Here is a 25,778-nt window from a genome sequence, read left to right on the forward strand (position 1 = left end):
GCGGACGCAGCATATGGTTGACCCGGGCGCCGTCGCGGGCTGTCTGGTGCGACAAGACGGGTCAGCTTCCCCCAAGCGCGTGCGGCGTGAGCTTCGAACAGACGCGCGACGCCGGGGTGGCACTGTGCAGGCGATCGGATTTGGGGGGTGCGTTTTGGGCTTATGACGGGAGTCTTGCCTTGCCTACCCTGTACATCTCACCGACCGGCAGCGGTTCGGGCGACGGCTCAAGCGCCGCGAACGCCGCGACGCTGAAGGATCTGCCGCGACTTATCGCGGCGGCCGGACCGGGCGGGCAGGTGCTGCTGCTCGCCGACCAGGGAGCCTATATCGCGCCGTCCGACGCGTTGGCGATCGTCGCGGGCGGGACGGCGAGCGCACCGGTGACGATCCGCGGGGTCGATAGTGCGGGCAATGCGATGGCGGCGACGGTCACCGGCACGCGACCCGAGCCCTTCGACCCGGCCAACCCTCCGGGCGAGGAAATATTCCGGCTGCTGAACGGCGCGGACAATCTGCGCTTCACCGATCTGACGTTCCAGAATGTCGGCACGGCCTTTCGCGTCGGTGCGGATGTGCACAACCTGGCGATCGAGCATGTCGACGCCGCCAACGTCGCCCGCTTCTTTGACGACATGGTTTCGGGGGCCAGTGCCAGCGCGACGATCACCGGGTTGACGATCCGCGACGTCGCGGTGAACGGCTATTCCAAGGGCGCGATCCGCATCCAGTATGACAGCAATGACGTGCTGATCGAGGATGTGCGCGGCGATAGCCAGTTCCAGGACGGCGACAATTTCGCGATCGGCGTCCACATCACCGGCACCGCGCACGACGTGACGATCGATCGTGTCGCCATGCGCAACGCGCTCGACACGGTGAACGACTATCGCAACGGCGACGGCTTCGCGACCGAGCGCGGCACCTATGACATCACGCTGCACGACGTCATCGCCACGGGCAACAGCGATGGCGGGCTCGACTTGAAGAGCGATAACATCGTCGTCGACGGCGCGATCGTCTCGGGCAACGGCCGCAACATCCGGCTGTGGGGCACCGGCGCGCAGCTGAGCAATATCGTCAGTCTCGACGGGGGTGCGCCGCTGGCGGGCGGCAATCGCGAGCATATCTGGTTGGCCGAAGGCGCGAGTGCGACGATCCATGGCGCGCTCTTTTCCGACCCCGGATCACCGAAGCTGTTCAACCTGGCGGAGAGGAACGGCAGGCTGGTGGTCGAGGATTTCGGACTCGTCACCGGGCCGGGCACGATCCAGTCGCAGCGTGGCACCGGATCGGTGCTGACCCTGACCGGGCAACGCGTCGCGGTGGCGGCGGGCACCGCGGGCGACGACCTGCTGGTGGGCACGGCCGCGGCCGATACGCTGGCGGGGGGAGACGGGCGCGACATGCTGGTCGGCGACGCCGGCGACGACCATGTCGAAGGCGGCGCGGGGCGGGACATCATGGTCGGCGGCGCGGGGCAAGACCTGCTCAGCTATGCCGGCAGCGCCGCCGGGGTGCGGATCGACTTGCTGCGCCTCACCGCGAGCGGCGGGGATGCCGAGGGCGACCTGTTCGACGGGTTTGAGGGGGTCGAAGGCTCGGCCCTCGCCGATGTCCTTGCGGGCGACGCGGGCGCGAACCGGTTGTTCGGCGGCGTGGGTGACGATGTGCTTTCGGGCGGTGCCGGCGATGACATGCTGGACGGCGGTACGGGCGCGGACCTGCTCGACGGGGGCGCGGGGTTCGATTGGGTGGACTATGGCAGCAGCGGCGCCGCGGTGGTCGTCGATCTCGCCAATGGTGCGGCAAGCGGCGGTGAGGCGGCGGGCGATCGGCTGATCGGGATCGAAGCGGTGCTCGGCTCGCGCTTTGCCGATACGCTGTCGGGCAATGACGGCGCGGACTCGATCGGCGGCGGCGCGGGCGACGACCGGATCGACGGGCGCGGCGGTGACGATCTGCTGGTTGGCGGCGCAGGCGCCGACACGCTGATCGGCGGCGCTGGGTTCGACAGTGCGGATTATTCGGGCAGCGGCGGCGCGGTAACGGTCGACCTTGTCGCCGGCACCGGGATTGGCGGCGATGCCCAGGGCGACCGGCTCCAGGGGGTCGAGCGGCTGATTGGCTCGGGCTTTGGCGATGTGCTGACCGGCGACGGCTTCGACAACGTGCTGGTCGGCGGCGCCGGTGCGGACCGGCTGACTGGCGGCGCCGGGATAGACACGGCCGATTACTCGACGAGCGGCGCAGCGGTGAACGCGGTGCTGGGCGGCACCGGCAGCGGCGGCGATGCCCAGGGCGATGTGCTGACGGGAATCGAGAATCTGGTCGGCGGCGGTTTTGGCGATGTGCTGGTCGGCGACGGCGCGGCCAATGCGCTGTCGGGCGCCGCCGGTGACGACCGGTTGATCGGCAATGGCGGGGCGGACCGGCTCGACGGTGGAGCGGGTGTCGATATCGCCGACTTTTCGACCCGCGCAAGCGCAGTGACGGCGGACCTTGCGGCGGGCGCGGCGTCGGACGGGGTAAGCCTGATCGCGATCGAGGGCCTGATCGGCTCGGCCTTCGACGATGTGCTGAACGGCGATGCAGGCGACAACCGGCTGGTCGGCGGCAAGGGCGCGGACCTGATCAATGGGCGCGATGGCTTCGATACTGCCGACTATTCGGGCTCGGCGGCGGCAGTGCAGGTCGATCTTGCTTTGTCGGTGCAGGGCGGCACCGGCGATGCGGCGGGCGATCGGTTGACCAGCATCGAGGCGCTGGTCGGCTCGGCCTTCGACGATTCACTGGCCGGCGTGGATGCTGCCGAGGCGTTGTACGGCGGCGCGGGCGCGGACCGGCTCGACGGGCACGGCGGTGACGATCTGCTCCAGGGCGGTGCGGGCGCCGATATGCTGATCGGCGGGGCCGGTATCGATACGGTCGACTATAGTGCCAATGCGAGTGCCATCTCGATCAACCTCCAGACCGGCGCGAGCAGCGGCGGCGAAGCGGAGGGCGACCGGTTCGACGGGATCGAGCGTTTCATCGGTACCGGCTTCGCCGATACGATCGTCGGCGACGGCGCGGACCAGATTCTGGCCGGCGGCGCCGGGGGTGACCGGCTGGACGGTGCCGGCGGCTTCGATATCGCGGTCTATACAGGCAGCGCTGCGGGCGTGAAGATCAATCTGGCGACCAATATCCTGTCGGGCGGCGATGCGCAGGGCGACAGTCTCTCCGGGATCGAGGGCCTGGCGGGGAGCGCCTTCGCCGACACGCTGACGGGCGACGCGAACGCCAACCGGCTCGAGGGCGGCGCGGGCAACGACACGCTGGACGGCGGCGCGGGCGCGGACCTGATGATCGGCGGCACCGGCGATGATTCCTATGTCGTCGACAATGCCGGCGACCAGGTGATCGAAGCGGTCGGCGGTGGGCTCGACATCGTGCGTACGAGCCTGTCTTCGCTGACGCTCGCCGATGGCGTCGAGGATCTCAGCTATAGCGGCAGTGGCGGCTTTACCGGCACCGGCAATGCGCTCGATAACAGTCTCTACGGCAAGGCATCGGACGATACTCTCTACGGGCTCGACGGCGACGACAAGCTGGTCGGCGGCGCGGGCGCGGATCTGCTCGACGGCGGGGCGGGCCGCGATCAGGTCGATTATACCAAGTCGGCTGCGATCAATGTGAACCTTGCCACCAACGTCAATCACGGCGGTGAGGCCGAGGGAGACCGGCTGGTTGGCATCGAGACCGTGATCGGCTCCAACTATTCCGACAGCATCACCGGTAGCGATGATCCGCTGCTCGGTGATATCCTCTATGGGCGGGGTGGCGACGATCTGCTGGTCGGCGGGTCAGGTGACGATCAGCTCGATGGCGGCAGCGGCAACGACGTGATGCGCGGCGGCACCGGCAACGACCTCTATATCGTCTATGAGGCTGGCGATCAGGTGATCGAGGCGGCGGGAGAGGGGCGCGATCGCATCCGCACCGCCGCGACCAGCTACACGCTCGGCGCCAATATCGAGGAGCTGGTCTATACCGGGACGATCGGCGCGACGATGACCGGCAATGCGCTCGACAATTTCATCGTTGGCGGCGGTGGCGAGGATCGGCTCTCCGGCGGAGACGGCGCTGACATGCTGCGTGGCGGGGCGGGCGGCGATCTGCTCGACGGCGGCACGGGATCGGACACCGTGGATTATACCGGCTCGCTCGGCGGCGTGTTGGTCAATCTGCGTACCCAGACCGGGAGCGGCGGCGATGCCATGGGCGACAGCTTGGTCAGTATCGAGAACGCGCAGGGCTCGGCCTTCGGTGATGTGCTGCTGGGCAGCGCCGGTGCCAATGTGCTGACTGGCGGCGACGGCGACGACGCGCTCTCCGGCGACGACGGCAACGATACGCTACGGGGAGGCGTCGGCACCGACCGGCTCGATGGCGGCAAGAACGAGGATATTCTCTACGGCGATGATGGTGACGATACGCTGTACGGCGGGCAGCAGACCGACCGGTTATATGGGGGCGCGGGCAACGATCTTCTGATCGGGGATACCGATTGGGTCTCGTCGCTCGCCGCCAGGGACACGCTCGACGGCGGCGACGGCGACGACATATTGATCGGCGACGGAATGAACATGACGGCGAGCGGGGTCGGCGGTGCTGACACGCTGATCGGCGGGCTCGGCAACGACGTGCTGTACGGCGACGCCGTGAACATGGCGGCTGGCGCGCGGGGCGGGGCGGACAAGCTGACCGGCGGCGCGGGCGCTGACCGCTTCGTTTTCGCCCCCGGCTCCGGCGCCGATGAGATCACCGACTTCATCCGCGGCGGGGCCGAGGCCGACCATATCGACCTCAGCGCCTTCGACATCGCCTATGAGGCGCTGCGTTTCACCACGAGCAGCGCGGGGGTGACGATCCAGCTGGGCGGCAGCGATACTATCTTCGTGCGCGGCGTCACCGCGCTCGATCATGCGGACTTCGTCTTCGGCTAGAGCGGAGTGCGTGATTTCTGAATCACGCACTCCGCTCTAGTTATTTGTTGTCGCATCGCTCTTTGCGGAAAACCGGTACCCACTTTTCCGCGCGATGCTCTAAGCGCTCTTTCCCTTGAGGGGACCTCAGCCGAAGACGAAATCGTTGGGGGAAAGCTCCTGCGCGCCGCGGACGAATATGCTGTCGGTGCCCATGGAAATGCGAACGCCGCCCGCGCTCGTGGCGAAACCGAGTTGCTCATAGGCAATGTCGAAGGCGCTGAGATCGATATGGTCCGCGCCCGGGGTAAAGTCGGTGATCTCGTCGGCGCCGGAATCGGGCGCGAACACGAACCAGTCAGCGCCCGCGCCACCCTCGAGCAGGTCGTTGCCGCCGCCTCCTGTCAGGTGATCGGCGCCGTCACCGCCATAGAGCTTGTCGGCGCCGCCGGTCACCGTCGCGGCCGACTCCCGACCGTCGCCATAGAGCCAGTCATTGCCGTCGCCGCCGTCCAGCGTGTCAGCGCCACCCTTGGCGCTATCCGTCATCACGTCACCATCGCCGATCAGGATGTCGTCGCCCGCGCCGCCGGTCAGCCGGTCGCTGCCCCCTTTGCCGCTGTCATAGATATTGGTCGCATCGCCGATCAGCAGGTCGGCATCGTCTCCGCCGTCGAGCCGGTCGTTGGCGCCCTGGCTGCTCAGCCATTCCTGGTCGCCGAGCAGCCGATCGGCCCCCGTGCCGCCATCGAGCCAGTCCGACTGCCAGCCGCCGAGCAGCATGTCGGCACCTGCCTGGCCCTGGAGCAGATCCTCGCCATTGCCGCCCGCGAGCGAATCGTCGCCCGAATTGCCGGCAATGGCGTCATTGGCGGCAAGCCCTCCCAGCGTATCGCTGCCCGCGCCACCGATCATCGTGTTGGCGAGCGCGTTGCCATTGCCGGTGAAATCGGCGGCGCCGCGGCGGATCAGTTCCTCAACATTGCCGGGGAGCGTGTAGTTGTCGAGCGTCGTCTCGACCCGGTCGAACCCCGCGTCGGCGGCTTCGGTGATCCGGTCGCCGGTGTTGTCGACAAGGAAGATGTCGTCGCCGGCGGTGCCGAGCAGCGCGTCCGCCGTGGCCGTGGCGGGCAGGGGCAGCAGCGCGATATAGTCGGTCGCGCCAGGCGACGCGCTGCCCTGATCGACGGTCAGTGTTTCGCGGATCGTCTCCGCGCCGCTGAGGCCGGCGAGCGAATCGCTGGTGGCGAGCGTCGAGAGTTCGGACCGGGTGATCTCGACGTCCTGCAAGGTGAGGTGCCCCAGGGAGGAGATCACCTTGGTGCGCGATCCGGCGTCGTCAAAGTGTCCGCCGATCACGGTGACGTTGGCGGCGTCGTCGAGCCAGAGCTGGTTCTGCTCGGAGATGCCGCCGCGCAGCACCGGATTCAGGCCGACCGAGTCGATCAGCGTCGCCTCGCCCCAGAGCCGGTAGTTGCGGCCATTCTCTTCGCTGAGCGCGCGGACAAGCACGGTGTCATTCGACTTGAGATCGTAGCCGCCGTCGCTGTTGCCGCGCGCGACCGTGTCGATGAAGCGCACGTCATAGACACCGCGCTCGCTCGCGAAGCCGTCGCCGTTGAAATAGGCGCCGGCGGTGCTTTGGACATTCTCCATCACCACCTGGCTGAGCGTGACGTTGTGGACGGTGCCGTCGAGATGGACGCCTTCGGGCAGGTCGTCGCCGGTTTGCCCGGCCATGTCCGCCGTGACGTTGTCGATCACCACGTTATTGGTATCGTACTGGAGGCGGATCGCGGCCTTGGAGAATCCCTGCACGTCGACGTCGCGGATCGTTAGCCCGGTGACCGTCGCGGTACCCGATGGCGCGCTGGAATAATCCTCGAAGAAGCGGCGGACGTTGTTCGCGTCGACATCCTCGATATGGAGATTGCTGAGATCGGCGGTGGCGCGGAAGGCCGTGCCGACATTGTCGATCCGCAGGTCGCGGAATTCAAGATTGTCCGCGCCCGTGCCGAGTTTGAACAGCTCGTTGCCGGAGGCATCTCCCGCCTGCCAGTCGGCCGGGCGCGAACCGGTGAAATGCGCGGCCATCGCATTGCCGTCGGAATCGATGCCGCGCACGACCACGGGCTGGCCCTCCGCCCCGCCGCGGGTGATGCCGAGGATACCGGTAACGTTGTAGTCGCCCTGGTCGGCCAGCAGCAGCACCTCGCCCCCCGGCCCCGCCTTTCCGATCAGCGTGTTGAGCGAACCGATCGAAGCTGCGTTGTTGATGTCGCTGCCGCTTTTGTCCCCAGATCCGGCAGGCGAGATATACAGGCTTGGCATGGCGAATCCCCTGCTGTTTCACGAGGTTAACCTCGATCAAGTCGCAATGCTGCACGGAAGCGTGGTTAAGCCAACATCATGCTGATAATCGGTGAGATTATCGCGATGGACCGTCGTGGATCGAGGCCGCGCAACGATTAAGTCCGCCCCTTGAGGGCGAAGCCGGCCGGCGAGCGACTGGCGCTCGGCCAACTCGGCGGGGCGTCACTCCTTGGGGATTTTTGCGATCAACAAGTTAGCTGGTCCAGCTCTCGACATCTGCAGCCCGACCCAACTTCAACAGGACGGGGTGTCGATCAGCGGCGCGAAGTTGCCGTACTTTCCACGAAAGAAGAGCAGTGGCTGATCGGCGCGAACGATGTCGAGTTCGCGCACATGGCCAAGAACGATGAAGTGATCGCCCGCCTCATGAACGGCATCGACCGTGCAATCGATCCAAGCGACGACCTCGTCAAAGATCGGCGATCCGTTCGTGGATAGCCGGTAATGGAAGCCTTGGAATTTGTCGTCACCCTTGGCGGCAAAGCGGCGGCAGAGATCTTGCTGGTGACTGCCCAGGACGTTGACGCAGAATCGACCCGCCCGCGCGATCCGCGGCCAACTGGTCGAACCGCGATCCGGAAAGAACGCGACAAGGGGCGGGTCGAGCGAAACGGAGGTGAAGGAACCGACCACCATCGCCGCGGGCGTCCCTTCGGGTTCGATCGCTGTAACGACACAGACCCCGGTCGGATAATGGCCCAGCACGCGCCGGAACGTCGCACCGTCGATGGGCTGCTCAAGCTTCACTGTCCGGTCCACAATGGCTTCCTTCGTTCTTTGGCGGCCGTTTCGGCTTCGCGCTTGTCAAGGCTGTCGGCGTAAAGCTCGATCGGTTCGAACCGCGTTGCCAGCGCGACGTCGAGCGGATGACCGAGCCGGGAAAGCGCTGCGGCCTTCGCCGCCTGGTTGGCGAGCGGAGATGCCGCGTTGATTTTATTCGCCCAGCGCGCGGCTGCGTCGGCCAGATCCGCAAGAGGTACGATCTCGTTGACGAGACCGAATTGGGCGGCGGCTTGCGCCGATATGCGTTCTCCCGTCAGGATCATCGCCATCGCGATATGATGCGGTAATTGGCGTACGACGCGGTGCACGACCCCGCATTCACCGATGACGCCGACCTTGGTCTCGGGAAGGCCGAACTGTGCATTGTCCGCCGCCACGATGATATCGGCGCACATCGCGAGCTCGAACCCACCCCCGACGCAAAAGCCCTGGACGGCTGCGATCAACGGCTTTTTCAGGGTGACGAGCGGGCCACCTATCCCCGTCAGGCCACCACCCAGCGCCATCCGCCGCGGCCGATCGATTCCTTCCGAAAGATCCGCGCCGATCGAAAACGCGCGTTCGCCTTCCGCCGACAGGATCGCGCACCAGATGCCCGGGTCGGCATTGATCGTTGTCCAGGCGTCCGACAACAGATCGTCCATCGCGCTGGTCAGCGAATTGAGCTGATCCGGACGGTTGAGCCGCACATGCGCCACGCGTCCGTCGCGATGGAACTGGACCTCGGTCAATGGTCAGTGCCCGGCCGTGACCGGCCATTCGAGCTGAACGTCGTCGACAGCGGCGATGATGCCCGACCTGAAATTGGGGCTGGTCCCCGGTTTGACATGAAAATCGGGAATGCGTGACAGCCATTCCTGCAAGGTCACGATCGCCTCCATGCGCGCCAGATGCATGCCGGCGCAGCGGTGCGGACCGCCCCCGAAAGTCATATGCGACGGCCGCTTGCGGCGGATGTCCAATTCCATCGCGTCGGCATTCTCGCTTTCGTCGAGCCCGTGCATCGCGGTCGGGATCAGGATCATGTCGCCGCGCTTCAGTTCGACGCCGCGATAGACCTGATCTTTTGCCACCATCCGGGCTTCAGCGATCACCGGGAAGCGCCGGAACATCTCCTCGACACCGCGTTGGAGTACCAAAGGATCGCTGCGCAGGTCGGCGACGATTTCCGGGTGCTTGGCGAGGTGAAACATCATGAAGCTGAGAAAATTGACGACCGTGTCCAGTCCGCCGAGCAGCAAGAGCGAGATCAGGCCGATCGCACGCTCATGGCTGATCGGCTCGCCGTTGATATCGTTGTTGACCATGACCGTGATCAGGTCATTTCCCTCGCCGCCGCGACGAGCGTTGACGATCGGTTCGACATAATTGTCGAAGCCCGCCTGGGCGGCCTCCAGCGCTGCTGCCATCTCTTCTGGCGTCGCGCCCGGCGGCCGCGTCATGTCTTCGGCGAACCGCGTCAGCATCGCCGCGTCCGACATCGGCAGATCGCACAATGCCATGAACACCCGAACGGGAAAGATGCGCGCATATTCCGTCGAGAATTCGCAGCCGCCTTTTGCCACCAGCCCTTCGATCAGTTCGATCGAGATTGCCCGGACTTCATCCTCGACGCGGCGCATCTGGGCAAGGTTCAGACCCCTGTCGAGCGTCTTGCGATAGGGGGTGTGCTCGGGCGGATCCATCCGCGTCGGCACCATCAGATACTTCTCGCCGGCTTCCTTGGGCAGGAAAATCACCTCGCTCGAGAAGCGCGTCGGGTCGGTATAGATTTCCTTGATCAGTTCGCCGCGCGTTGCGACCCAATGCCCGCCGGTAAATGGCGTCCAGACGAGCTCTGGGACGTCCGGGCGCTGCAGCGCGCGCCACGCCTCGTGATACCCATTCTCGATCCCGTCGGGCGCATACATGTCGATATCGCGGACTAGATGATCCGGAACATGGGCAGGCTTCGGTGTGCGGTGGCGCCCGATATGGGGGTCTGCGTCGGCCATAAGAAATCCTCTCTAATGATGGTCAGAGTGTCGGATCGATAATTGCTTTGATCACCTCGCCCTTCTTGACCGCGTCGAGCGCCTTGGCGGCATCGCCGATCGCGAAGCGGTGGCTGATCAGATCGGCCAGGGGAAAGCGATCCTGCAGGCGGGCAGCGAGATGCATCGCGCCGTGATAGTTCTTGGGTTTGGGAAAGCTCGCGCCGCCGATCGTCAGGTTCTTGGTCGACAGATCGCGCGGGCTGATCGGTTGCGTGCCGATCGCGCCCCACAAACCCAGGATGATGTAGCGCGCGTGATTGCCGGTGAGATCGACGCCTTCGGGGAATGCCGGCAGAAACCCCGCCGCCTCGATCACGACGTTGGGGCCATTGTGCCCGGCAATATCGCGTACCTTGCGCAGCCGTTCTTCGGGCGAGTCCCGCAACGATATGGTCGCGGTGGCGCCGAGCGACTTGGCGACCTCGAGCCGCTGCTCGACACCGTCGATGACGATGATCTCGCGCGCGCCGGCGACAGCGGCGACCAATACGGCGGAGAGCCCGACGGGGCCGGCGCCCTGCACCACGACCGTGTCGTTGACCTGGATCTGTCCGCAGCGGTCCAACCCGCGCAGCACCGTCGGTAGCGCGCAGCCCAAAGCCGCAATTGCGTAAGGGTCTGCGCCGTCCGGCAGGCGAAAAAAGGCCAGTCCGTTGGGGAGCCACGCAAAGTCGGCATAGCTGCCCCAATTGGGCTTTTCGGCGTGCTCGAAATATTGCGAATTCTCGCATGGCGTCTCTTCGAGCACCGTGCAGGAATGGCAACGGTGACACAGCGCGATCGGCGCCCAATAGACGAGGTCGCCGGTTTGGACCGGAACGCCGGCATAATCGGTCGTGACGCCCGGCCCGAGTTTTTCGATCCTGCCCACACCTTCGTGACCGAGAATGATCGGAAAGGGCATCACCCCGACTTCGCCCGTCGCGATGTGCACGTCGCTGCCGCACACCCCCCCGATCACCACGCGGACCAGCGCACCGCCCGGTTCCGGGTCGGCAATCGCAACGTCCCATGTCTCGATGCGATTGGGCTCGACCAGCACCGTTGCCCGACCGGTTACCATGACGATGTCCTCCTGTGATGCTTCCCGGTGCCGATGCGCGAGGCCGGCTGTCCGGCCCGCGTCGTGCGCACCGGCGTTCGCGGCATGTGGTGCTGTCGCGGTTCTGCCCGCCGTGCGGCGCGGCGACATTCGCCGTCGCCGGCTAGGCCGCGGCATTGTCCGGTCTGCGATGAACCAGGCGGCTGCGCTATCCCAACGGGAAACGCGCTTGCCGGTGCGTTTAGCGATCCGATTCCGGCTGGAGGAAACCGTGCAGGAACAGATGACACGCCTGACGAGCGATCTCCGGAATTTCCAGATGGCCGGGTCGATACCATTCCGCCGTGGAATCGAGCATGTTGATGAGAAACTTGCGCGCGACGGTCGGGTCGAGCTCGCTCCGTGCCACGCCGCTCTGGCGTGCGGCCAAGATCAGGTCGCGCCAGTAATTGTCGAACCCGGCGTAAGCGGCGAGAACGCGGCGCTTCATGTCGTCCGGCAAGTCCTGAAATACCCGCGATACCGCGGACGAATATTGATCGCCGGTCAGGAGAAACGTCAGGTGCGCCGTAATGGCTGCTTCGAGACGCGCGGTCGGCGACGCCGACGATCCCAGCACTTCTACCTGGGTTACGATGTAGCGGGTGTTGCGATGGCAGCCCTCTACCAACACTTCCTCGATCAACTGATCCTTGGAGTCGAAATGGTGATAAAGGCTGGGTGCCAGCATGCCGGCTCGCTTGGCCACTTCCGATAGTTTCGTTCCCTGCAGGCCGCGGGTACGCAGCAGATCGGCCGTGGCATCGAGAATGCGGGATCGTGACGTTGTGTCTTCCATAACCCTCGCATCGCGCATCGCGCGCGCAAAAGAAAGTGCGCGGCATCTCGGCTCCATGGCGTTTCCCGCCGGTGCCTTGCCGAGGGCCCGATAGGGTTTCAGCCGGCGAAGGCGACATTGGGCATGCCCCTGACCAGCGGATCGAGAATTTCGAACAGACTGCCGGCGAGCGGCTGCTGCGCCTTCGCCTCCTCGCTCAGCGCATTGGCGGCTGAAGTCAGGAATAGCCGCTCCATGTTGGCGCCGCCAAAAGCGGGCCGCAGCCCCTGGCGAACAGGTAGCCTGCGTTCCTCCAGCAACTCGGCGTCCGGCGAATAGCGCCGAAGCATCCAGCTCTCGTAAAAGGCAATCCAGATACCGCCTTCGACATCGACTGCCATGCCATCGGGAAAGCCGTCGTTTTCGCCATATTTCAGCCAGTCGCGGCGATTGGAGATCGATCCATCCTCGGCCAGATCATAGGCCCAGGTGACGCGGGGGAGCGAATCGTTGAAATAGATGGTCTTGCCGTCCGGGCTGAATGCGGGACCGTTGGCCGTCACGACGTTGCGCTCCATCGTGGCGATCGTGCCGTCCGGGTCGATCCGATAGAGCTCGCCGGTGCTGCGCTTGTCGAAATCGCGGACGCTGTCTTCCTTGTTCTCGGACGTCGTGCTGTCCTCGAACTGGGTGACGTCGCAGCTGCCCGTCCAATATCGTCCCTTGTGATCGACGACACCGTCATTCAGTCGTGCGATCTCGCTGTTCGGGCGTGGATCGGCGAACAGCTCGAACGTCTCGGTTGCCGGGTCGACATAGGCCAGCCCGTCGCGCGTCGATGCGATGAAGCCGCCCTTGCCCCGAAGACCGAGCGCCGAAATCCACATCGGCGGAATCCACCGGCCCTTTTCCTCGGTCTCGATGTCGATCCAGTTGACGCTCGGGTTTTCGACATCGACCCAATAGACGCGGCCATCACGCGGATCGTAAAGCGTGCTCTCGCCCAAGGTCGCCTTCGCCTCCCACAGGCAGCGCCAGCCCGGTCCTTCCATCTCCATCCCGCTCTCCATTCTATAGTTCCACGCGTCCGGTACCGAACGGCGCGTCGCGCTGTTTCACCGCTTCCTTGAGACCCTGTTCGCGCACCGTGCGATTGAACGCCGAACGGCTGTCGGCGAGATGCCCGCGCGCATCCATTTCCGCCGCCATCCGCTGCAGCGTGCGCGCGCCCATCAATTCGAGCCCGATATTGACGATGCGCTTGTTCGCACTGAGCAGATCGGCGTCGATCAACGCGAGCCGGTCGGCCAATGCCTCGACTTCGGCGACAAGCTGATCGCCAGGGACAGCTTTCAGCACCAGCCCGATCGTCGCCGCGTCGCGCCCGCCGATCAGATCGCCGGTGAGCAGCAGGCGCTTGGCCCATTGCGGGCCGACCATGTACAGCCACATGTTGCTTGGCAGCGAGCCTTGCGAACGCGCCGGCGGGAAGCCGAAGCTCGCGTCATCGGCGCAGATGATCATGTCACACAGCAAGGCGAGGTCGGTTCCACCGGCGAGACACCGGCCCTGAACCTGGGCGATGACCGGCTTGTGCATGTCGAACAAGGCCATGCGCAGGCGCTGCAGGCGTTCCTGATGCCAGGCGTCGTCGTCGAACTTCGCTCGACCGCGGCGATGCTCCACCTGAAGCGCGACCGGGCGGTCGTACCGCTGCAGGTCGTAGCCCGACGAGAAATCCGGGCCGGCGGCGGCAAGGATCACGCAGTGCACGCGATTATCCTCGTCGGCCTCCCACAAGGCGTCGTGGAGTTCAGTGAGCAATTCCTCGTTCAGCGCATTACGCTTGTCGGGCCTGTTCAGCGTGATCCGCGCTCGCCCGTCGGCGAGTTCGTAGCGGATGAATGTGTAGCGGTCGTCGCTCACCATTGCTGCTTCCTCGTCCCATCGTGCGAGCAGTCTCGAGCGCCGCGCGTCACGATCATTTCCCCGTCACACGACGGAATGCGCCCTGTCGACCATGCGCGGCGCGCTCGTGTCGATGTCCTTGAGTTTCGGGAGCACCTTCCTGGCGAACAACTCATAGTTCGCGCGACCCATTTCCTGCGGCATTTCGCCATATTGGAAATAGGTGATGAAGCTGCCGATATCGAACTCCTCGACCATCGTCGCGAGTTTCTCGGCTACCTCGTCGGGCGTCCCCCAGACTTGCAGATCTGCCAGGAAGCCGTTGAACTTGTGCAACCCGTGCTTGGCGATATTCTTGGCCAGTCCGCCATAATATTCATAGCCCTCGATATTGGCGAACCCGGCATTGGCGAACTGGTAGAAGTCCGAGGTCGATCGGGTATAGGCCTGGATGTGCTGGTCGCGCATCTCCTGCGCGACCGCGGGATCCTCGTGCACGGCGATGAACACCGCGAAGACCGGTTTCGGCGCGGGCGCCCCGTTCTGTTTCAGGAACAGCTGACGATAGCTCTCCAGATCCTCCGCCACCTTGTCCCACGGCTTCTGTGCGATGACCATCAATCCGACGTCGAGCTTGGCCATCAGATTGACCGATTCCGGTGAGATTGCCGACGCGAAGGTGCGGCCACGGAAGCTTTCATAAGGGCGAGGGCGGAGCTCGACGCGCGGCTGCCGCAGATACTTGCCGTCATATTCCATTATGCCGGTTTCGAGCGCGGTCAGCACGGCTTCGGCATATTCGGTGAAGCGGCCGCGCGATTCGCCCATCGGCACGTTGAAGCCCGCGAATTCGGAAGCGCCAAGTCCGCGGCCGATACCTAGTACCGCCCGACCCTCGGAGAAATAGTCGAGCAGGATGAAGTTCTCTGCGGTGCGCACCGGATCCTGCCACGGCAGCACGCACACCGTGGTGCCAAGTTTGATGCGCTTGGTCTGGCCGGCGACGAACGACAGGAACTGCGGCACGTTGGGCGTCATGTTGTAATTGGTGAAATGATGCTCCGGTGTCCACACTGAGTCGAAGCCGAGCGACTCGGTGTCGACAGCCATCTTCAGCTGGTGGCGATAGACTTCCTTGTCGGACAGCTTGTCGCGCAAATTCTGGAAGGTGAGGCCAAGCCCGACGTCCATCGTCCTAATCCCTTGCTCATATTGTCGAGCTAGCCTAATGGTCATTAGGTTAGGAACGCAAGCCCCTTTCGTGCAAGCGTTGATTTTATGTGTAGTTGCTGCCGAAGCTCTTGACCAGCGAGCAGCTAGGGCAGAATAATATGCATTAGGTTGAGGACGGAGAGGCTTGATGGAATCGGCGATAGCCAGCGTCGACGAACGCCGCGCCAGCATGGAGCGCCGACATCCCGCGTGGGTGCCGATGTCGCTCGACCGATATCTCGCCAGGGCAGCCTCGGAATTTGCCGACCGCCCGCTCGTCATCACCGACGACAGTGTCATGAGCTATGCCGAGGTCGATGCCGCGGCCACGCGCATCGCGCAGATGTTACGGAACCGCGGCATCAAGCCGGGTGACCGGGTCGCGATGCTGATGGCCAATTATCCGGTCACCGTGGCATTGCTGTTCGGCATCTGGCGCGCAGAGGCTACCGCGGTGCCGTTGAACACGCTGTACCGGCCGGAAGAGCTCGGGTTCGTGCTTGCCCAGTCGGCGCCGCGATTGCTCATCGCGATGACCGGGTTTCTCAAGCGCGATTACGCCAAGGAGATACCGACGATCCTGCCTGCTGGCGTCGATCTGCTGTTCTATGATCCCGAAACCCCGGCAAGCTCCGATCTCGTCGCGGCGATCGATGCCGTGACGACGATCCAGCCTGCGGGGCCCGTCGACGCCGAGCGCTTTCCGGCGGTGATCATGTACACGTCGGGGACGACGGGCAGCCCCAAGGGCGTCATGTTGACGCATGACAATCTGCTCCGCGCCGCTTATGCCGGCGCCCATCATCAGGCGTTCGAGGACGGGCGTCGCGCGATCTTCTCATTGCCGCTCTATCACGGCTTCGGTCTCGTCGTCGGCCTGTTGTCGGGCATCGTCGTCGGGGGCTCGATCGTACCGCTGCCGCGCTTCGACCCGCGCGCCATATTGACGGGGATAGGTCGGCACCGCGCGACATATCTGATGGGCGTGCCGACGATGACTGTCGCGATGCTCGAGATCGCCGAAAGGGAAAAGTTCGACCTTAGCTCGCTGACGTCCATCCACAGTGCCGCCGCACCGACGCCGAGCTGGGTCTGGCAGCGTATCCAGGACGTGTTCGGCTGTGGTGAAATCTTCACCAGCTATGGCCAGACCGAGGCAACGGCGACGATCATTTGCACGCAGCCCGGCGACGATCTGGAGGTTGTCGCGACGACGCAAGGTATCATCGTGAAGGGCGGCGTGGCGGGCATAGCGGAGCGGGGCGGCGACATCGCCGAATTCCGTATCGTCGATCCGGTGAGTGGCGCGGACAGCCCGTCGGGGACGCCGGGGGAGATCTGGACGCGCGGGCCGATGAACAGCCTGGGCTATCTCGATCGGCCGGCGGATACCGCAGCGTTGTTCGCCGAGGGCGGCTGGCTCCGCACCGGCGACCTCGGTTACTTCCGCGACGACGGCAATCTGCTGCTTACCGGCCGGATCAGGGAGCTGTTCAAGAGCCGCGGCGAACTCGTCTCTCCCAAGGAGGTCGAGGAAGTCATCACCACGCATTCGGCGATCCGCGAAGCCTATGTCATCGGCATGCCCGATGATCGCTATGGCGAGTGCGGCTGCGCCTGGCTGGTCTCTGCCGACCCGGTTGCGCCCAGCGTGGCCGAGATCACCGCGTACCTCGCTGAGCGTCTGCCAGGCTACAAGATGCCGCGCGACATCTGGTTCATCGACACCGCCGAATTGCCCAAGACCGGTACCGGCAAGGTGCAGAAAAACCTGCTCAAGGATCGTGCCGAGCGGCTGCTGGCGGCGGGCGCCGCGGCATGACCCGGCTTTATGGGGAGCGCAATCAATGAACGCCGACATTTCGACGATCGAGGCCATTCTCGAGGATGCCCGCGATGGCCTGCCGTACATTCTCGTCGATGCGGATGACCGCGAGAACGAAGGCGACATCATCATCCCCGCGCAGTTCGCGACACCGAGCCAGATCAACTTCATGGCGCGCCATGCGCGCGGGCTGATCTGTCTGGCAATCACCGAGGCGCGAGCCGGGAAACTCGAGTTGCCGCCGATGACGGCCAACAACCAGTCCGGACACGGCACGGCCTTCACCGTCTCGATCGAGGCGCGGGAAGGCGTGACGACAGGGATTTCCGCGCAGGATCGCGCCCATACCGTCGCGGTCGCGATCGATCCGACCAAAAGCAGGCGCGATATCGTCTCGCCGGGCCACGTCTTTCCGCTCGTGGCGAGGGAAGGAGGCGTTCTCGTCCGCGCCGGCCATACCGAGGCGGCGGTCGATATCTCGCGGCTCGCCGGGCTCAATCCCGCGGGCGTGATCTGCGAAGTGATGAACGACGACGGCACGATGGCGCGGCTGCCCGAGCTGATCCAGTTCGGGCAGCAACATGGCCTCAAGATCGGCACGATCGCCGACCTCATCGCCTATCGGCGACGGTCCGAGCGGATCGTAACCGAAGTCGCGACCGCGCCGTTCGACTCCGTCTACGGCAACGATTTCACGATCCATGTCTATCGCAACAGCATCGATGGCGGCGAACATATCGCGCTCGTGCGCGGCAACATCCATGCCGGCCAACCGACATTGGTGCGCGTCCACCAGGTCGATCTGACCGCCGATCTGCTCGGTTGGTCGCTGGCGCGGCGCGACTATGTGCCGCGCGCGCTGTCAGCGATCGCGGCTCATGACGGGCCGGCAGTGGCGGTGTTCGTCCAGGATCCCGATCCGACGTCGATCGCGGCGCGTGTCAACGGCGGGCGCCGCGCCTATCACGAAACGCATGCGATCCGGGATTACGGCGTTGGTGCGCAGATCCTGCGCGATCTCGGGGTGCAGGAGATGGTCCTGCTCACCTCCAGCAACGACAAATTGACCGCGCTTGAAGGGTTCGGCCTCAGCGTGGTCGGGCGTCAACCGATTCCCGACGAACGGGTGACGGCCGGCGCACGATCCGTCGCGGCGGTCGGCGGCGCGTGACCGCGACACCAGTTTCGACAACGATAATCACGAGGAGAGATCAGATGGGCAGACTATCGGGCAAGGTCGCAATCGTCACCGGCGCCGCGCGTGGCATGGGCGAATCGCATGCCCGCACGTTCGTGCGCGAAGGCGCCAAAGTGGTGATGACCGATTTGCGCGCCGACGCCGGACGCGCATTGCAGCAGGAACTCGGCGAAAACGCGCTCTTCATCGAGCAGGACGCGACCGATTTCGCGCAATGGGAGGTCGTCGTCCAACAGGCCGAAGCCACGTTCGGCCCGGTCGATGTGCTGGTCAACAATGCCGGCATCCTCGGCGCGATGGCGCGCACCGCCGATCTCACCGAGAAGGATTATCTCGCGGTTTGCGCGATCAACCAGCATTCGGTGTTCTACGGCATGCGCGCAGTGCTGCCGTCGATGTTGAAGGCCGGCCACGGATCGATCGTCAACATCTCGTCGATCGCCGGGATCGCCGCCAATTACGGCTTTCCGAGCCTGGCCTATGTCGCCAGCAAGTTCGCGGTGCGCGGCATGACCAAGGCGACGGCGATCGAATACGGCCCGCACAACATCCGCGTGAACTCGGTCCATCCGGGATTCATCCAGACGCCGATGATGGTCGAGGCGACTGATGAGGAAGGCGGCGATGCGTTGTCGCTGATTCCGCTCGGCCGGATCGCCGATCCGCAGGAAGTGTCGAACCTCGTGCTGTTCCTGGCATCCGACGAATCGTCGTACATCACTGGTTCTGAGCACCTCGTCGATGCGGGCATGCTCGCGCAATAATTCGCGGGCGGCCTTGCCGGAAGTTAATCGCGCAGACGCAGCGGCGCGCAGACGCAGGCGACGATCTGGTCGATCGTGTCGTCAAGCGCCGCCTCGAAACTCTCCTCGCCCGGTGCGCGCGTCTCGAACGTCTCGTACCGCGCGAGGATCGCGAGGAACATGAAACTCGCCGTGACGAGGCGGCGCTGCGCGACATCCTCGGGCAGATACGAGAGGCGCGCGCGCAGCAGGTCGAAAATCCGCGCGAGATGCGGATGCGATGCGCCGCCGAAGTCGCCAAAGCGGTGCGAGCGGCTGCGCATCAGATATTGGCTGAGAAAGCCGGCATAGGAATGATGGCCTTCGCCATCCGGCAGTTCGAGCTGCGGAAGATAGACCATGTCCAGCAGCGTGCGCGCGTCCACCAGGCGGCCCTTCGCTTCGGCCGCCGCAAGCATCCGGGCGCGAATCGGTTCCATCTGCTCCATGCGATAGTCGAAGATCGCCTCGACCAGCCCTTCGCGCGATCCGAAATGATATTGGACGGCGAAATGATTCCCTTGCCCCGCTTTCGACGCGATCTCGCGCATCGAAACGCCGTTGATCCCGCCCTCGGCGAACAGCGCCTCAGCGACGAGGATCATGCGGGTCTTGCCGTCGATCTCAGGGCTATCCTGGACGACAGGGTCGGCGAGGTCGGTCAAGCTCGGCTTCCTTGAGACACGTGTTTTAGATTACATTGATTCTACGCGTGGGCGTCACCGTTGTCGATTCCCGGGCGCGCGGATCAAAATAGGGCTGAACGATAAAATCTCGGAGGAGGGCGCGACGCGGCGTGCCCAACGCGCGGTTCATTTGTGATGCCTGGCACCGGACAATCGTTCAAACGGTTGACTTAATTTGGCGGCTGCGACATCATCCTCTCCAACGCGGGCGGAACGACCGGCGTGGGCCCCCTGTGACGCCCCTGAAACGGCCCCCAAGGAGAGCGATTATGGCAATGGAAACTGGACTGATCTTCCACCCCTATATGCGGCCCGGCCGGACCGCGCGGCAGACGTTCGAATGGGGTGTGCAAAGTTCGATCGCGAGCGACAAGGCCGGCTTCGATTCGATGATGATCTCCGAGCACGCCTCGCAGATCTGGGAAAACATTCCCAATCCCGAGCTGATCATCGCGGCCGCCGCACTGCAGACCAAGAATATCAAGTTCGCACCAATGGCGCATATCCTGCCCCACCATAACCCGACCAAGCTGGCGATGATGGTCGGCTGGCTGTCGCAGATCCTCGAAGGCCGCTATTTCATGGGGATCGGCGCCGGCGCGTATCCGCTGGCTTCCTACATGCATGGTATCCGCGGCGAGGATCAGAAGACCGAACATCTCAACGAGATGGTGCGCGAATCGCTTGAGATCATGGAAAAGATCTGGAAGCGCGAGCCCTTCTTTTATGAGGGCAAATATTGGGATGCCGGATTCCCCGAGGAAGAGGTGGCGCTGACCGAGGAGGACGAGCAGCATAAGCTCGCCAATTATGCGCCCTGGGGCGGTTCGTTTCCGGAGTTCGCGGTCACCGGTTTCAGCGCGAATTCGCCGTCGATGCGGCTCGCGGGGGAGAAGAATTTCAAGCCGGTCTCGATCTTTTCCGGCAAGGAGGCGCTCAAGCGCCACTGGGACATTTACGCGGAAGCCAATATCAAGGCGGGGTTCACGCCCAACCGCCAGCGCCACGCCGTATCGCAGACAGTCTTTGTCGGCGACACCGATGCCGAGGCGAAGAAGGAAGTGATGGAAGGGCCGATCGGCTATTGCTTCAACAAATATCTCATCCCGATCTGGCGCCGTTTCGGCATGATGGATGGCTTCGCCAAGGACGCAGGGATCGATCCGCTCAAGGCCGATCTCGAATTCCTGGTGGATCACGTGTTCGTGGTCGGCTCGCCCGACACCGTCGTGGACAAGATCAATACCCTGTTCGCTGAAGTCGGCGGCTGGGGCACGCTACAGATCGAAAGCCACGATTATTACGACGACCCCTCGCCCTGGTTCCATTCGCTGGAACTGGCGGCGCGCGAAGTTGCCCCGCGGATCAGCTTGCCCGGCTCGACCGCCGATCAATCGGCAGCGCGCGTCGCTGCCTAACGCCTGATGCGGAGCGCACCCTGGGGTGCGCTCCGCTTTTTTAACCCGCGCTCGTCCGATGCGCAGCATAGCGTCAGGCTAATAGCTGTTTTCAACGCAAATCGTCGAGACGGACTGGCCATGGACGCGCATCGTAATGCGCTCTGGCGTAGCCTCGCCGATCCAAATCTGAAAAGAAATATACGATAGTTCAACTAGTTAGTGCGTCTATGAGACGGCTATCGGCGGTAAGTCTACGCGCCTTTGCTCCGAAAATACATGGCGAACTACAAAGTTGTTGCAGCGCTAGCCTAATTATGATTAGGCTAGCGTCCAAGAGCGCTAAAGGCGCCGTCGATGATCCAACGTCGCCAGATTCCGCGCTGCGGGCAGGAGAGGACATGCAGGATGCAGTTGAAGCGTCGAGGCCGTGCCGGGTCATCCGGCCCGCCATTTCGACTTGCTTTCGCCTCGGCGGCCCAATCGCGCTTCGCCGATCTGGCAAAAACCCCAACGCACCATTGAGCCTCGCAGAAGGCGCGGTCGAGCCGGGCTGCTGAACCTAGTCAGCACCGCGTGATGCCCGACCAAAAAGAAAAAAGAACCACGAGGAGAGACATGATGATCAGGGAAGGGACCATTCCGATGACACTTCGGCCGCTATCCGTATCGGAAAAGGGGCGCCTGTCCGGCCAGTTCCGCTCGTCGACGATGACGGCGGCAATCGCGCTCGCCGCGATCAGCAGCGCGCCGGCCTTTGCCCAGTCGAGTCCAGCAACAGCGCCGGCCAGCCCGCCGTCGCAACAGACCGCGCCGGCGCCCGCCGCGAAAGATCAGGTGGCAGCGCCTACGTCCGACGACATCATCGTTACCGCGACCCGCCGCGAGGAATCGCTCTCGAAAGTGCCGTTGTCGATCACGGCGCTGAGCAGCGATACGCTCCGCGACCGCGTCGTCACGAGAGAGCAGGATCTTGCCGCGCTCGTGCCGGGCCTGGTCGTGAAGAACGGCCAGAATCAGAACCAATTGAGCTTCACGCTTCGCGGACAGACTCTCGACCCGTTCTCCGGCGCCAGTCCCGCCGTGCTGACGTATCTGAACGAAGTTCCGTTCGGCGGCGGCAATTCGGCGACGTCTTTCTATGACTTTTCGTCGGTCCAGGTCCTCAAAGGGCCGCAGGGGACGTTGTTCGGCCGCAACGCGACGGGCGGCGCCGTCCTGTACACGTCGAATCTGCCCGGCAATGACTTTGGCGGCTATCTCACCGTCCGCGGCGGCGAGCGGAACCTGCGTCAGGTTCAGGGCGCGGTCGACATCCCGTTGATTTCCGACGTCCTGCTCATTCGCATCGCGGGCGATTATCAACGCCAGGACGGATATGTGCGCAACCGCCTTGCCGGCGGCACGCTGGGCAACATCGACAACAAATCCGGTCGCATCTCGGTGGTGTTCAAGCCGACCAACGACATCAAGAACGTGACGGTGTTCCAATATAGCAAATTCGGCGGCAACGAGGCGGCGAGCCAACTATATTCCTATTACAAGCTCGGCCAGACCAACAACGGCTATGCGCTGACGACGACGCTCGACACGGTGTACGGCAACGGCTTCTTCCCGGGCGTCGGCGACGGCCCGCCGGGACCGGGGACCTTCCCGGGCGCCGTGGCGGGCTATCTCGCTTATCAAAAAGCGCATCCCTACGACATCTACCTGTCCTACGACCTGCCGCACGACGCGGACAATTACTTCGTGCAGAACACGACCACGATCAATCTGGACAGCACGACGACGTTCAAGAATATCTTCGGATATCAGTCCAGCTACGCCAGGACTCCGGGCATCTTGAGCGGCTCCCCCTTCGCCTCACTCGATCTCTATAACTCCACGGGCGCCTTCAAGGGGCCGCCGGGCGGCGAACTGTTCAGGAACACCAGCCTGTCGGAAGAAATGCAGATCCAGGGTCAGGCCGCCAACGGCAGACTGAAGTTCATCATTGGCGGTTTCTACAATTACCAGACCAAGGAAGAAGGCATTCCGGTCATCGTCGGTGGCGAACTCGCCGCTCCGCTTGGCCAGGTGCTTTACCATACCCGCGGCACTGATGAGTCGCGCGCGCTTTACGCGCAGGTGACCTATGATCTGTCCGACGCGGTCCGGGGCCTGAGCATCACGGCGGGCGGTCGCTATACGTGGGAGACGGTGGGGGAGACGCCTTATGCGGACCACGTCTTTGCGCCCAATTTCCCCCACGAGCTGGTGGATCTTCAAGCGCCGAGCTGGAATTTCAACCTTCAGTGGCAGTTCAATCCGGAAAACCAGATCTATTTCACGCAGCGCGGCAGCTTCCGGTCGGGCAATTTCAACGGCGCCGTCGTACCGTACAATCTCGTGAACTTCTTCAAGAACGAATACACGCACGATTTCGAGCTGGGCTATAAGTTCAACGGATCGGTCGCCGGGAAGCGCGCCCATTTCAATATCGCGCTCTACGATCAGATCGTGACCAATGCGCAGCATTCGATCTACGCAGTGGTTGCCGGGGCACCTTCCGCCTTTACGGTCAACGTCCCGCAGGCGACGATCAAGGGCGTCGAGGTCGATGGCGACATCAGCCTGGTCGATTGGCTCAAACTGGGCTTTTCCGGCGCCTATACGGATGCGAAATACACCAGGAACATTGTCGATCTGTCACGGCAGACCGGCGTGCCGGGGTATACGGTTCCGTTCGATTCCTATCCCGACGCGCCGCACATATCGGGGTCGCTATACGCCGATCTGACGCTGCCCGTTCCCGATAGATACGGTCGCGTCCATTTGCGAGCCGACTCCTTCTCTCAATCCTCGTCGTTCTTCTCGAACAACAACGAGTCGTTGACGCCTGGGACCAAGGTAAAGGGCTATACGACGGTGGCGCTGCGGCTGGGCTGGGAGGACATTCTGGGAAGCAAGCTATCCGCCTCCGTCTATGCCAAGAATGTGTTCAACCGGCTCTATTACCAAGCCGGCTATGTCGAAGGTAATTCGGGCGGCTTCAACACGGTGATCGTTGGTGAGCCTCGCACCATCGGAGCGGAACTCTCGTTCAAGTTCTAAAGGCGAGCATGCAAAACGGCTCGGCTACGTATCTGAGCCGGGTCGTTCTGCGGCTCTTTCAGGTGAACAAGATGGTTGGGCGGGGCCGGGCGATCGTCAGGACCTGCGGCTCACCTCAAATTGACACTGGTACAAGCTCTTGACCCACTATGACGTCCTTATTGTCGGCGCCGGTCATGGCGGTGCACAGGCGGCGATCGCGCTGCGGCAGGGCAGGTTTGCCGGTTCGATTGCCATTGTCGGCGACGAGCCTGACCTTCCCTATGAACGCCCGCCGCTGTCGAAGGAGTATCTCGCAGGCGACAAGTCGTTCGAGCGCATCTTAATCCGCCAGCCGAGCTTCTGGATCGAACGGGACGTCAACATGCTGCTCGGTCACCGCGTCGATCGGGTCGATCCCGTCGGTCATCAGGTAACCACGGCGGATGGCGTCAACATCAGTTATGGCAGTCTGGTCTGGGCGACTGGTGGCAGAGCCCGGCGGTTGACCTGCGATGGCCACGATCTGGCAGGGGTGCATACCGTGCGGACGCGCGCCGATGCCGACCGAATGATGGCCGAACTGCCGGCGGTCACGAACGCCGCGGTCATAGGCGGGGGGTTCATCGGCCTCGAGGCAGCCGCGGTGCTCGCGAAGTTCGGCAAAAAGGTCGTGCTGATCGAGGCGCTCGACCGCGTCATGGCGCGTGTCGCCGGGCATGATTTGTCGCGCTTCTATGAAGGCCAGCATCGCGCGCACGGCATCGATGTCCGCCTCGATGTGACGGTCGACAATATCGTCGGCGACGGTGCTGTCTCCGGAGTGCGATTGTCTGACGGTTCGGTCGTAGCCGCCGATCTGGTCGTGGTCGGCATCGGCATTGTCCCCGCGGTCGAACCGCTCCTCGCCGCAGGCGCCATGGGTGGAAACGGGGTATTTGTCGATGCACAATGCCGCACGTCGCTTCCCGACATCTATGCGGTCGGCGATTGCGCGCTCCACGCCAATCGTTTTGCCGGGGGCATCGAATTGAGACTCGAATCGGTGCAAAATGCGACCGACCAAGCAACGGTCGCGGCCAAGACGATCCTGGGTGAGGCGACGGCGTACGAAGCGGTGCCTTGGTTCTGGTCGAACCAGTACGACCTCAAACTTCAAACGATCGGATTATCGATCGGTCACGATCTGGCCGTCATGCGCGGTGAACCCGCGACGGGCAGCTTTTCCGTGGTCCATCTTCGCAAGGGCAAGGTGATTGCGTTGGACTGCGTCAACGCGACCAGGGACTATGTTCAGGGCCGCAAGCTTGTGGAAACCGGGGCTGTCGCCAGCCCTGAAATCCTCGCGGATGTCTCGATCCCGCTGAAGGCGATAGTCGCTTAGCCAGGCAGAATGACTTGGCAATACAGCGGCTCGGTCTCGAGGAGCCGAATTTTATGCGGTCGGATAGGAGAGCTCACCGGCTTCGCCCAGATGTTTGCCAAGCGCTTTCGGTACTGTACCTGGAAATGGTTGCGGACGTTAGCATGGACCGAAGCGAACTTCTGTAGCGACTTTATTCGTTGGGATCGGAGCATCGTTCGCTCTCGTCGCGGAAAGGATAGGTGGCTATTTTCGACCCTGTTGTTGGCCCGGCGCCCGACCTCCCGTTTGTCTCGATTGCCTAGCTCGTCCAT

At 63.7% G+C, this 25,778-nt stretch carries 17 protein-coding genes; 7 read left to right on the forward strand and 10 right to left on the reverse strand.

The window, feature by feature from the left end:
* Nucleotides 1-179: 179 nt before the first annotated feature.
* Nucleotides 180-4,991 (forward strand): beta strand repeat-containing protein, encoded by a 4,812-nt coding sequence (locus tag AC1DRD_RS00900; RefSeq protein ID WP_478039626.1) that lies wholly within the window; start codon nucleotides 180-182, stop codon nucleotides 4,989-4,991.
* Between the two features lie 126 nt (nucleotides 4,992-5,117).
* Here the strand turns inward: AC1DRD_RS00900 and AC1DRD_RS00905 are convergent, their stop codons facing one another.
* The 9 genes from AC1DRD_RS00905 to AC1DRD_RS00945 form a co-directional block, all read right to left on the reverse strand.
* Nucleotides 5,118-7,301: a calcium-binding protein gene (locus AC1DRD_RS00905; RefSeq protein WP_478039627.1), complete on the reverse strand. Its 2,184-nt coding sequence runs from the start codon at nucleotides 7,299-7,301 to the stop codon at nucleotides 5,118-5,120.
* A 276-nt stretch (nucleotides 7,302-7,577) separates the two neighbouring features.
* Nucleotides 7,578-8,102 (reverse strand): flavin reductase family protein, encoded by a 525-nt coding sequence (locus AC1DRD_RS00910; protein WP_478039629.1) that lies wholly within the window; start codon nucleotides 8,100-8,102, stop codon nucleotides 7,578-7,580.
* The gene (locus tag AC1DRD_RS00915; protein WP_478039631.1) at nucleotides 8,087-8,857 is read right to left on the reverse strand and encodes an enoyl-CoA hydratase-related protein; all 771 of its coding nucleotides are present in this window, start codon (nucleotides 8,855-8,857) and stop codon (nucleotides 8,087-8,089) included. The genes AC1DRD_RS00910 and AC1DRD_RS00915 overlap by 16 nt, the downstream gene beginning before the upstream one ends.
* A gap of 3 nt (nucleotides 8,858-8,860) precedes the next feature.
* Nucleotides 8,861-10,120 carry a cytochrome P450 gene (locus AC1DRD_RS00920; RefSeq protein ID WP_478039632.1) on the reverse strand — a complete coding sequence of 420 codons (1,260 nt, stop codon included), beginning with the start codon at nucleotides 10,118-10,120 and terminating at the stop codon, nucleotides 8,861-8,863.
* Between the two features lie 22 nt (nucleotides 10,121-10,142).
* Complete coding sequence (locus AC1DRD_RS00925) at nucleotides 10,143-11,225, reverse strand: zinc-binding dehydrogenase (protein ID WP_478039634.1); 1,083 nt, start codon at nucleotides 11,223-11,225, stop codon at nucleotides 10,143-10,145.
* Between the two features lie 220 nt (nucleotides 11,226-11,445).
* A complete protein-coding gene (locus AC1DRD_RS00930; RefSeq protein WP_478039636.1) occupies nucleotides 11,446-12,060 on the reverse strand; it encodes a TetR/AcrR family transcriptional regulator in 615 nt (204 codons plus the stop codon).
* 80 nt (nucleotides 12,061-12,140) lie between these two features.
* Complete coding sequence (locus AC1DRD_RS00935) at nucleotides 12,141-13,091, reverse strand: SMP-30/gluconolactonase/LRE family protein (protein WP_478039638.1); 951 nt, start codon at nucleotides 13,089-13,091, stop codon at nucleotides 12,141-12,143.
* A 1-nt stretch (nucleotide 13,092) separates the two neighbouring features.
* Nucleotides 13,093-13,950, reverse strand: a complete 858-nt coding sequence (locus AC1DRD_RS00940; protein WP_478039640.1) for a crotonase/enoyl-CoA hydratase family protein — start codon at nucleotides 13,948-13,950, stop codon at nucleotides 13,093-13,095.
* Between the two features lie 63 nt (nucleotides 13,951-14,013).
* Nucleotides 14,014-15,120 (reverse strand): LLM class flavin-dependent oxidoreductase, encoded by a 1,107-nt coding sequence (locus tag AC1DRD_RS00945; protein WP_478039642.1) that lies wholly within the window; start codon nucleotides 15,118-15,120, stop codon nucleotides 14,014-14,016.
* 169 nt (nucleotides 15,121-15,289) lie between these two features.
* Here AC1DRD_RS00945 and AC1DRD_RS00950 point away from each other — a divergent pair, with 169 nt between their 5' ends.
* The 3 genes from AC1DRD_RS00950 to AC1DRD_RS00960 are packed head-to-tail and all read left to right on the forward strand — an operon-like array spanning nucleotide 15,290 to nucleotide 18,928.
* Nucleotides 15,290-16,963 (forward strand): class I adenylate-forming enzyme family protein, encoded by a 1,674-nt coding sequence (locus AC1DRD_RS00950; protein WP_478039644.1) that lies wholly within the window; start codon nucleotides 15,290-15,292, stop codon nucleotides 16,961-16,963.
* A 25-nt stretch (nucleotides 16,964-16,988) separates the two neighbouring features.
* The gene (gene ribB, locus AC1DRD_RS00955; protein WP_478032864.1) at nucleotides 16,989-18,137 is read left to right on the forward strand and encodes a 3,4-dihydroxy-2-butanone-4-phosphate synthase; all 1,149 of its coding nucleotides are present in this window, start codon (nucleotides 16,989-16,991) and stop codon (nucleotides 18,135-18,137) included.
* A gap of 44 nt (nucleotides 18,138-18,181) precedes the next feature.
* On the forward strand, nucleotides 18,182-18,928 hold the full coding sequence (locus AC1DRD_RS00960) for an SDR family NAD(P)-dependent oxidoreductase (RefSeq protein ID WP_478039645.1): 747 nt from the start codon (nucleotides 18,182-18,184) through the stop codon (nucleotides 18,926-18,928).
* A gap of 23 nt (nucleotides 18,929-18,951) precedes the next feature.
* Here AC1DRD_RS00960 and AC1DRD_RS00965 read toward each other — a convergent pair whose 3' ends face one another.
* Nucleotides 18,952-19,611 (reverse strand): TetR/AcrR family transcriptional regulator, encoded by a 660-nt coding sequence (locus AC1DRD_RS00965; RefSeq protein ID WP_478039647.1) that lies wholly within the window; start codon nucleotides 19,609-19,611, stop codon nucleotides 18,952-18,954.
* 290 nt (nucleotides 19,612-19,901) lie between these two features.
* Here AC1DRD_RS00965 and AC1DRD_RS00970 point away from each other — a divergent pair, with 290 nt between their 5' ends.
* The 3 genes from AC1DRD_RS00970 (at nucleotide 19,902) to AC1DRD_RS00980 (ending at nucleotide 25,485) form a co-directional block, all read left to right on the forward strand.
* Nucleotides 19,902-21,050 carry an LLM class flavin-dependent oxidoreductase gene (locus AC1DRD_RS00970; RefSeq protein ID WP_478032860.1) on the forward strand — a complete coding sequence of 383 codons (1,149 nt, stop codon included), beginning with the start codon at nucleotides 19,902-19,904 and terminating at the stop codon, nucleotides 21,048-21,050.
* 624 nt (nucleotides 21,051-21,674) lie between these two features.
* Nucleotides 21,675-24,122: a TonB-dependent receptor gene (locus AC1DRD_RS00975; RefSeq protein ID WP_478039649.1), complete on the forward strand. Its 2,448-nt coding sequence runs from the start codon at nucleotides 21,675-21,677 to the stop codon at nucleotides 24,120-24,122.
* Nucleotides 24,123-24,261: 139 nt separating this feature from the next.
* Nucleotides 24,262-25,485 carry an NAD(P)/FAD-dependent oxidoreductase gene (locus tag AC1DRD_RS00980; protein ID WP_478039651.1) on the forward strand — a complete coding sequence of 408 codons (1,224 nt, stop codon included), beginning with the start codon at nucleotides 24,262-24,264 and terminating at the stop codon, nucleotides 25,483-25,485.
* The last annotated feature ends 293 nt before the right edge of the window (nucleotides 25,486-25,778 follow it).

It is taken from the genome of Sphingomonas sp. P4_G2, assembly GCF_056401155.1.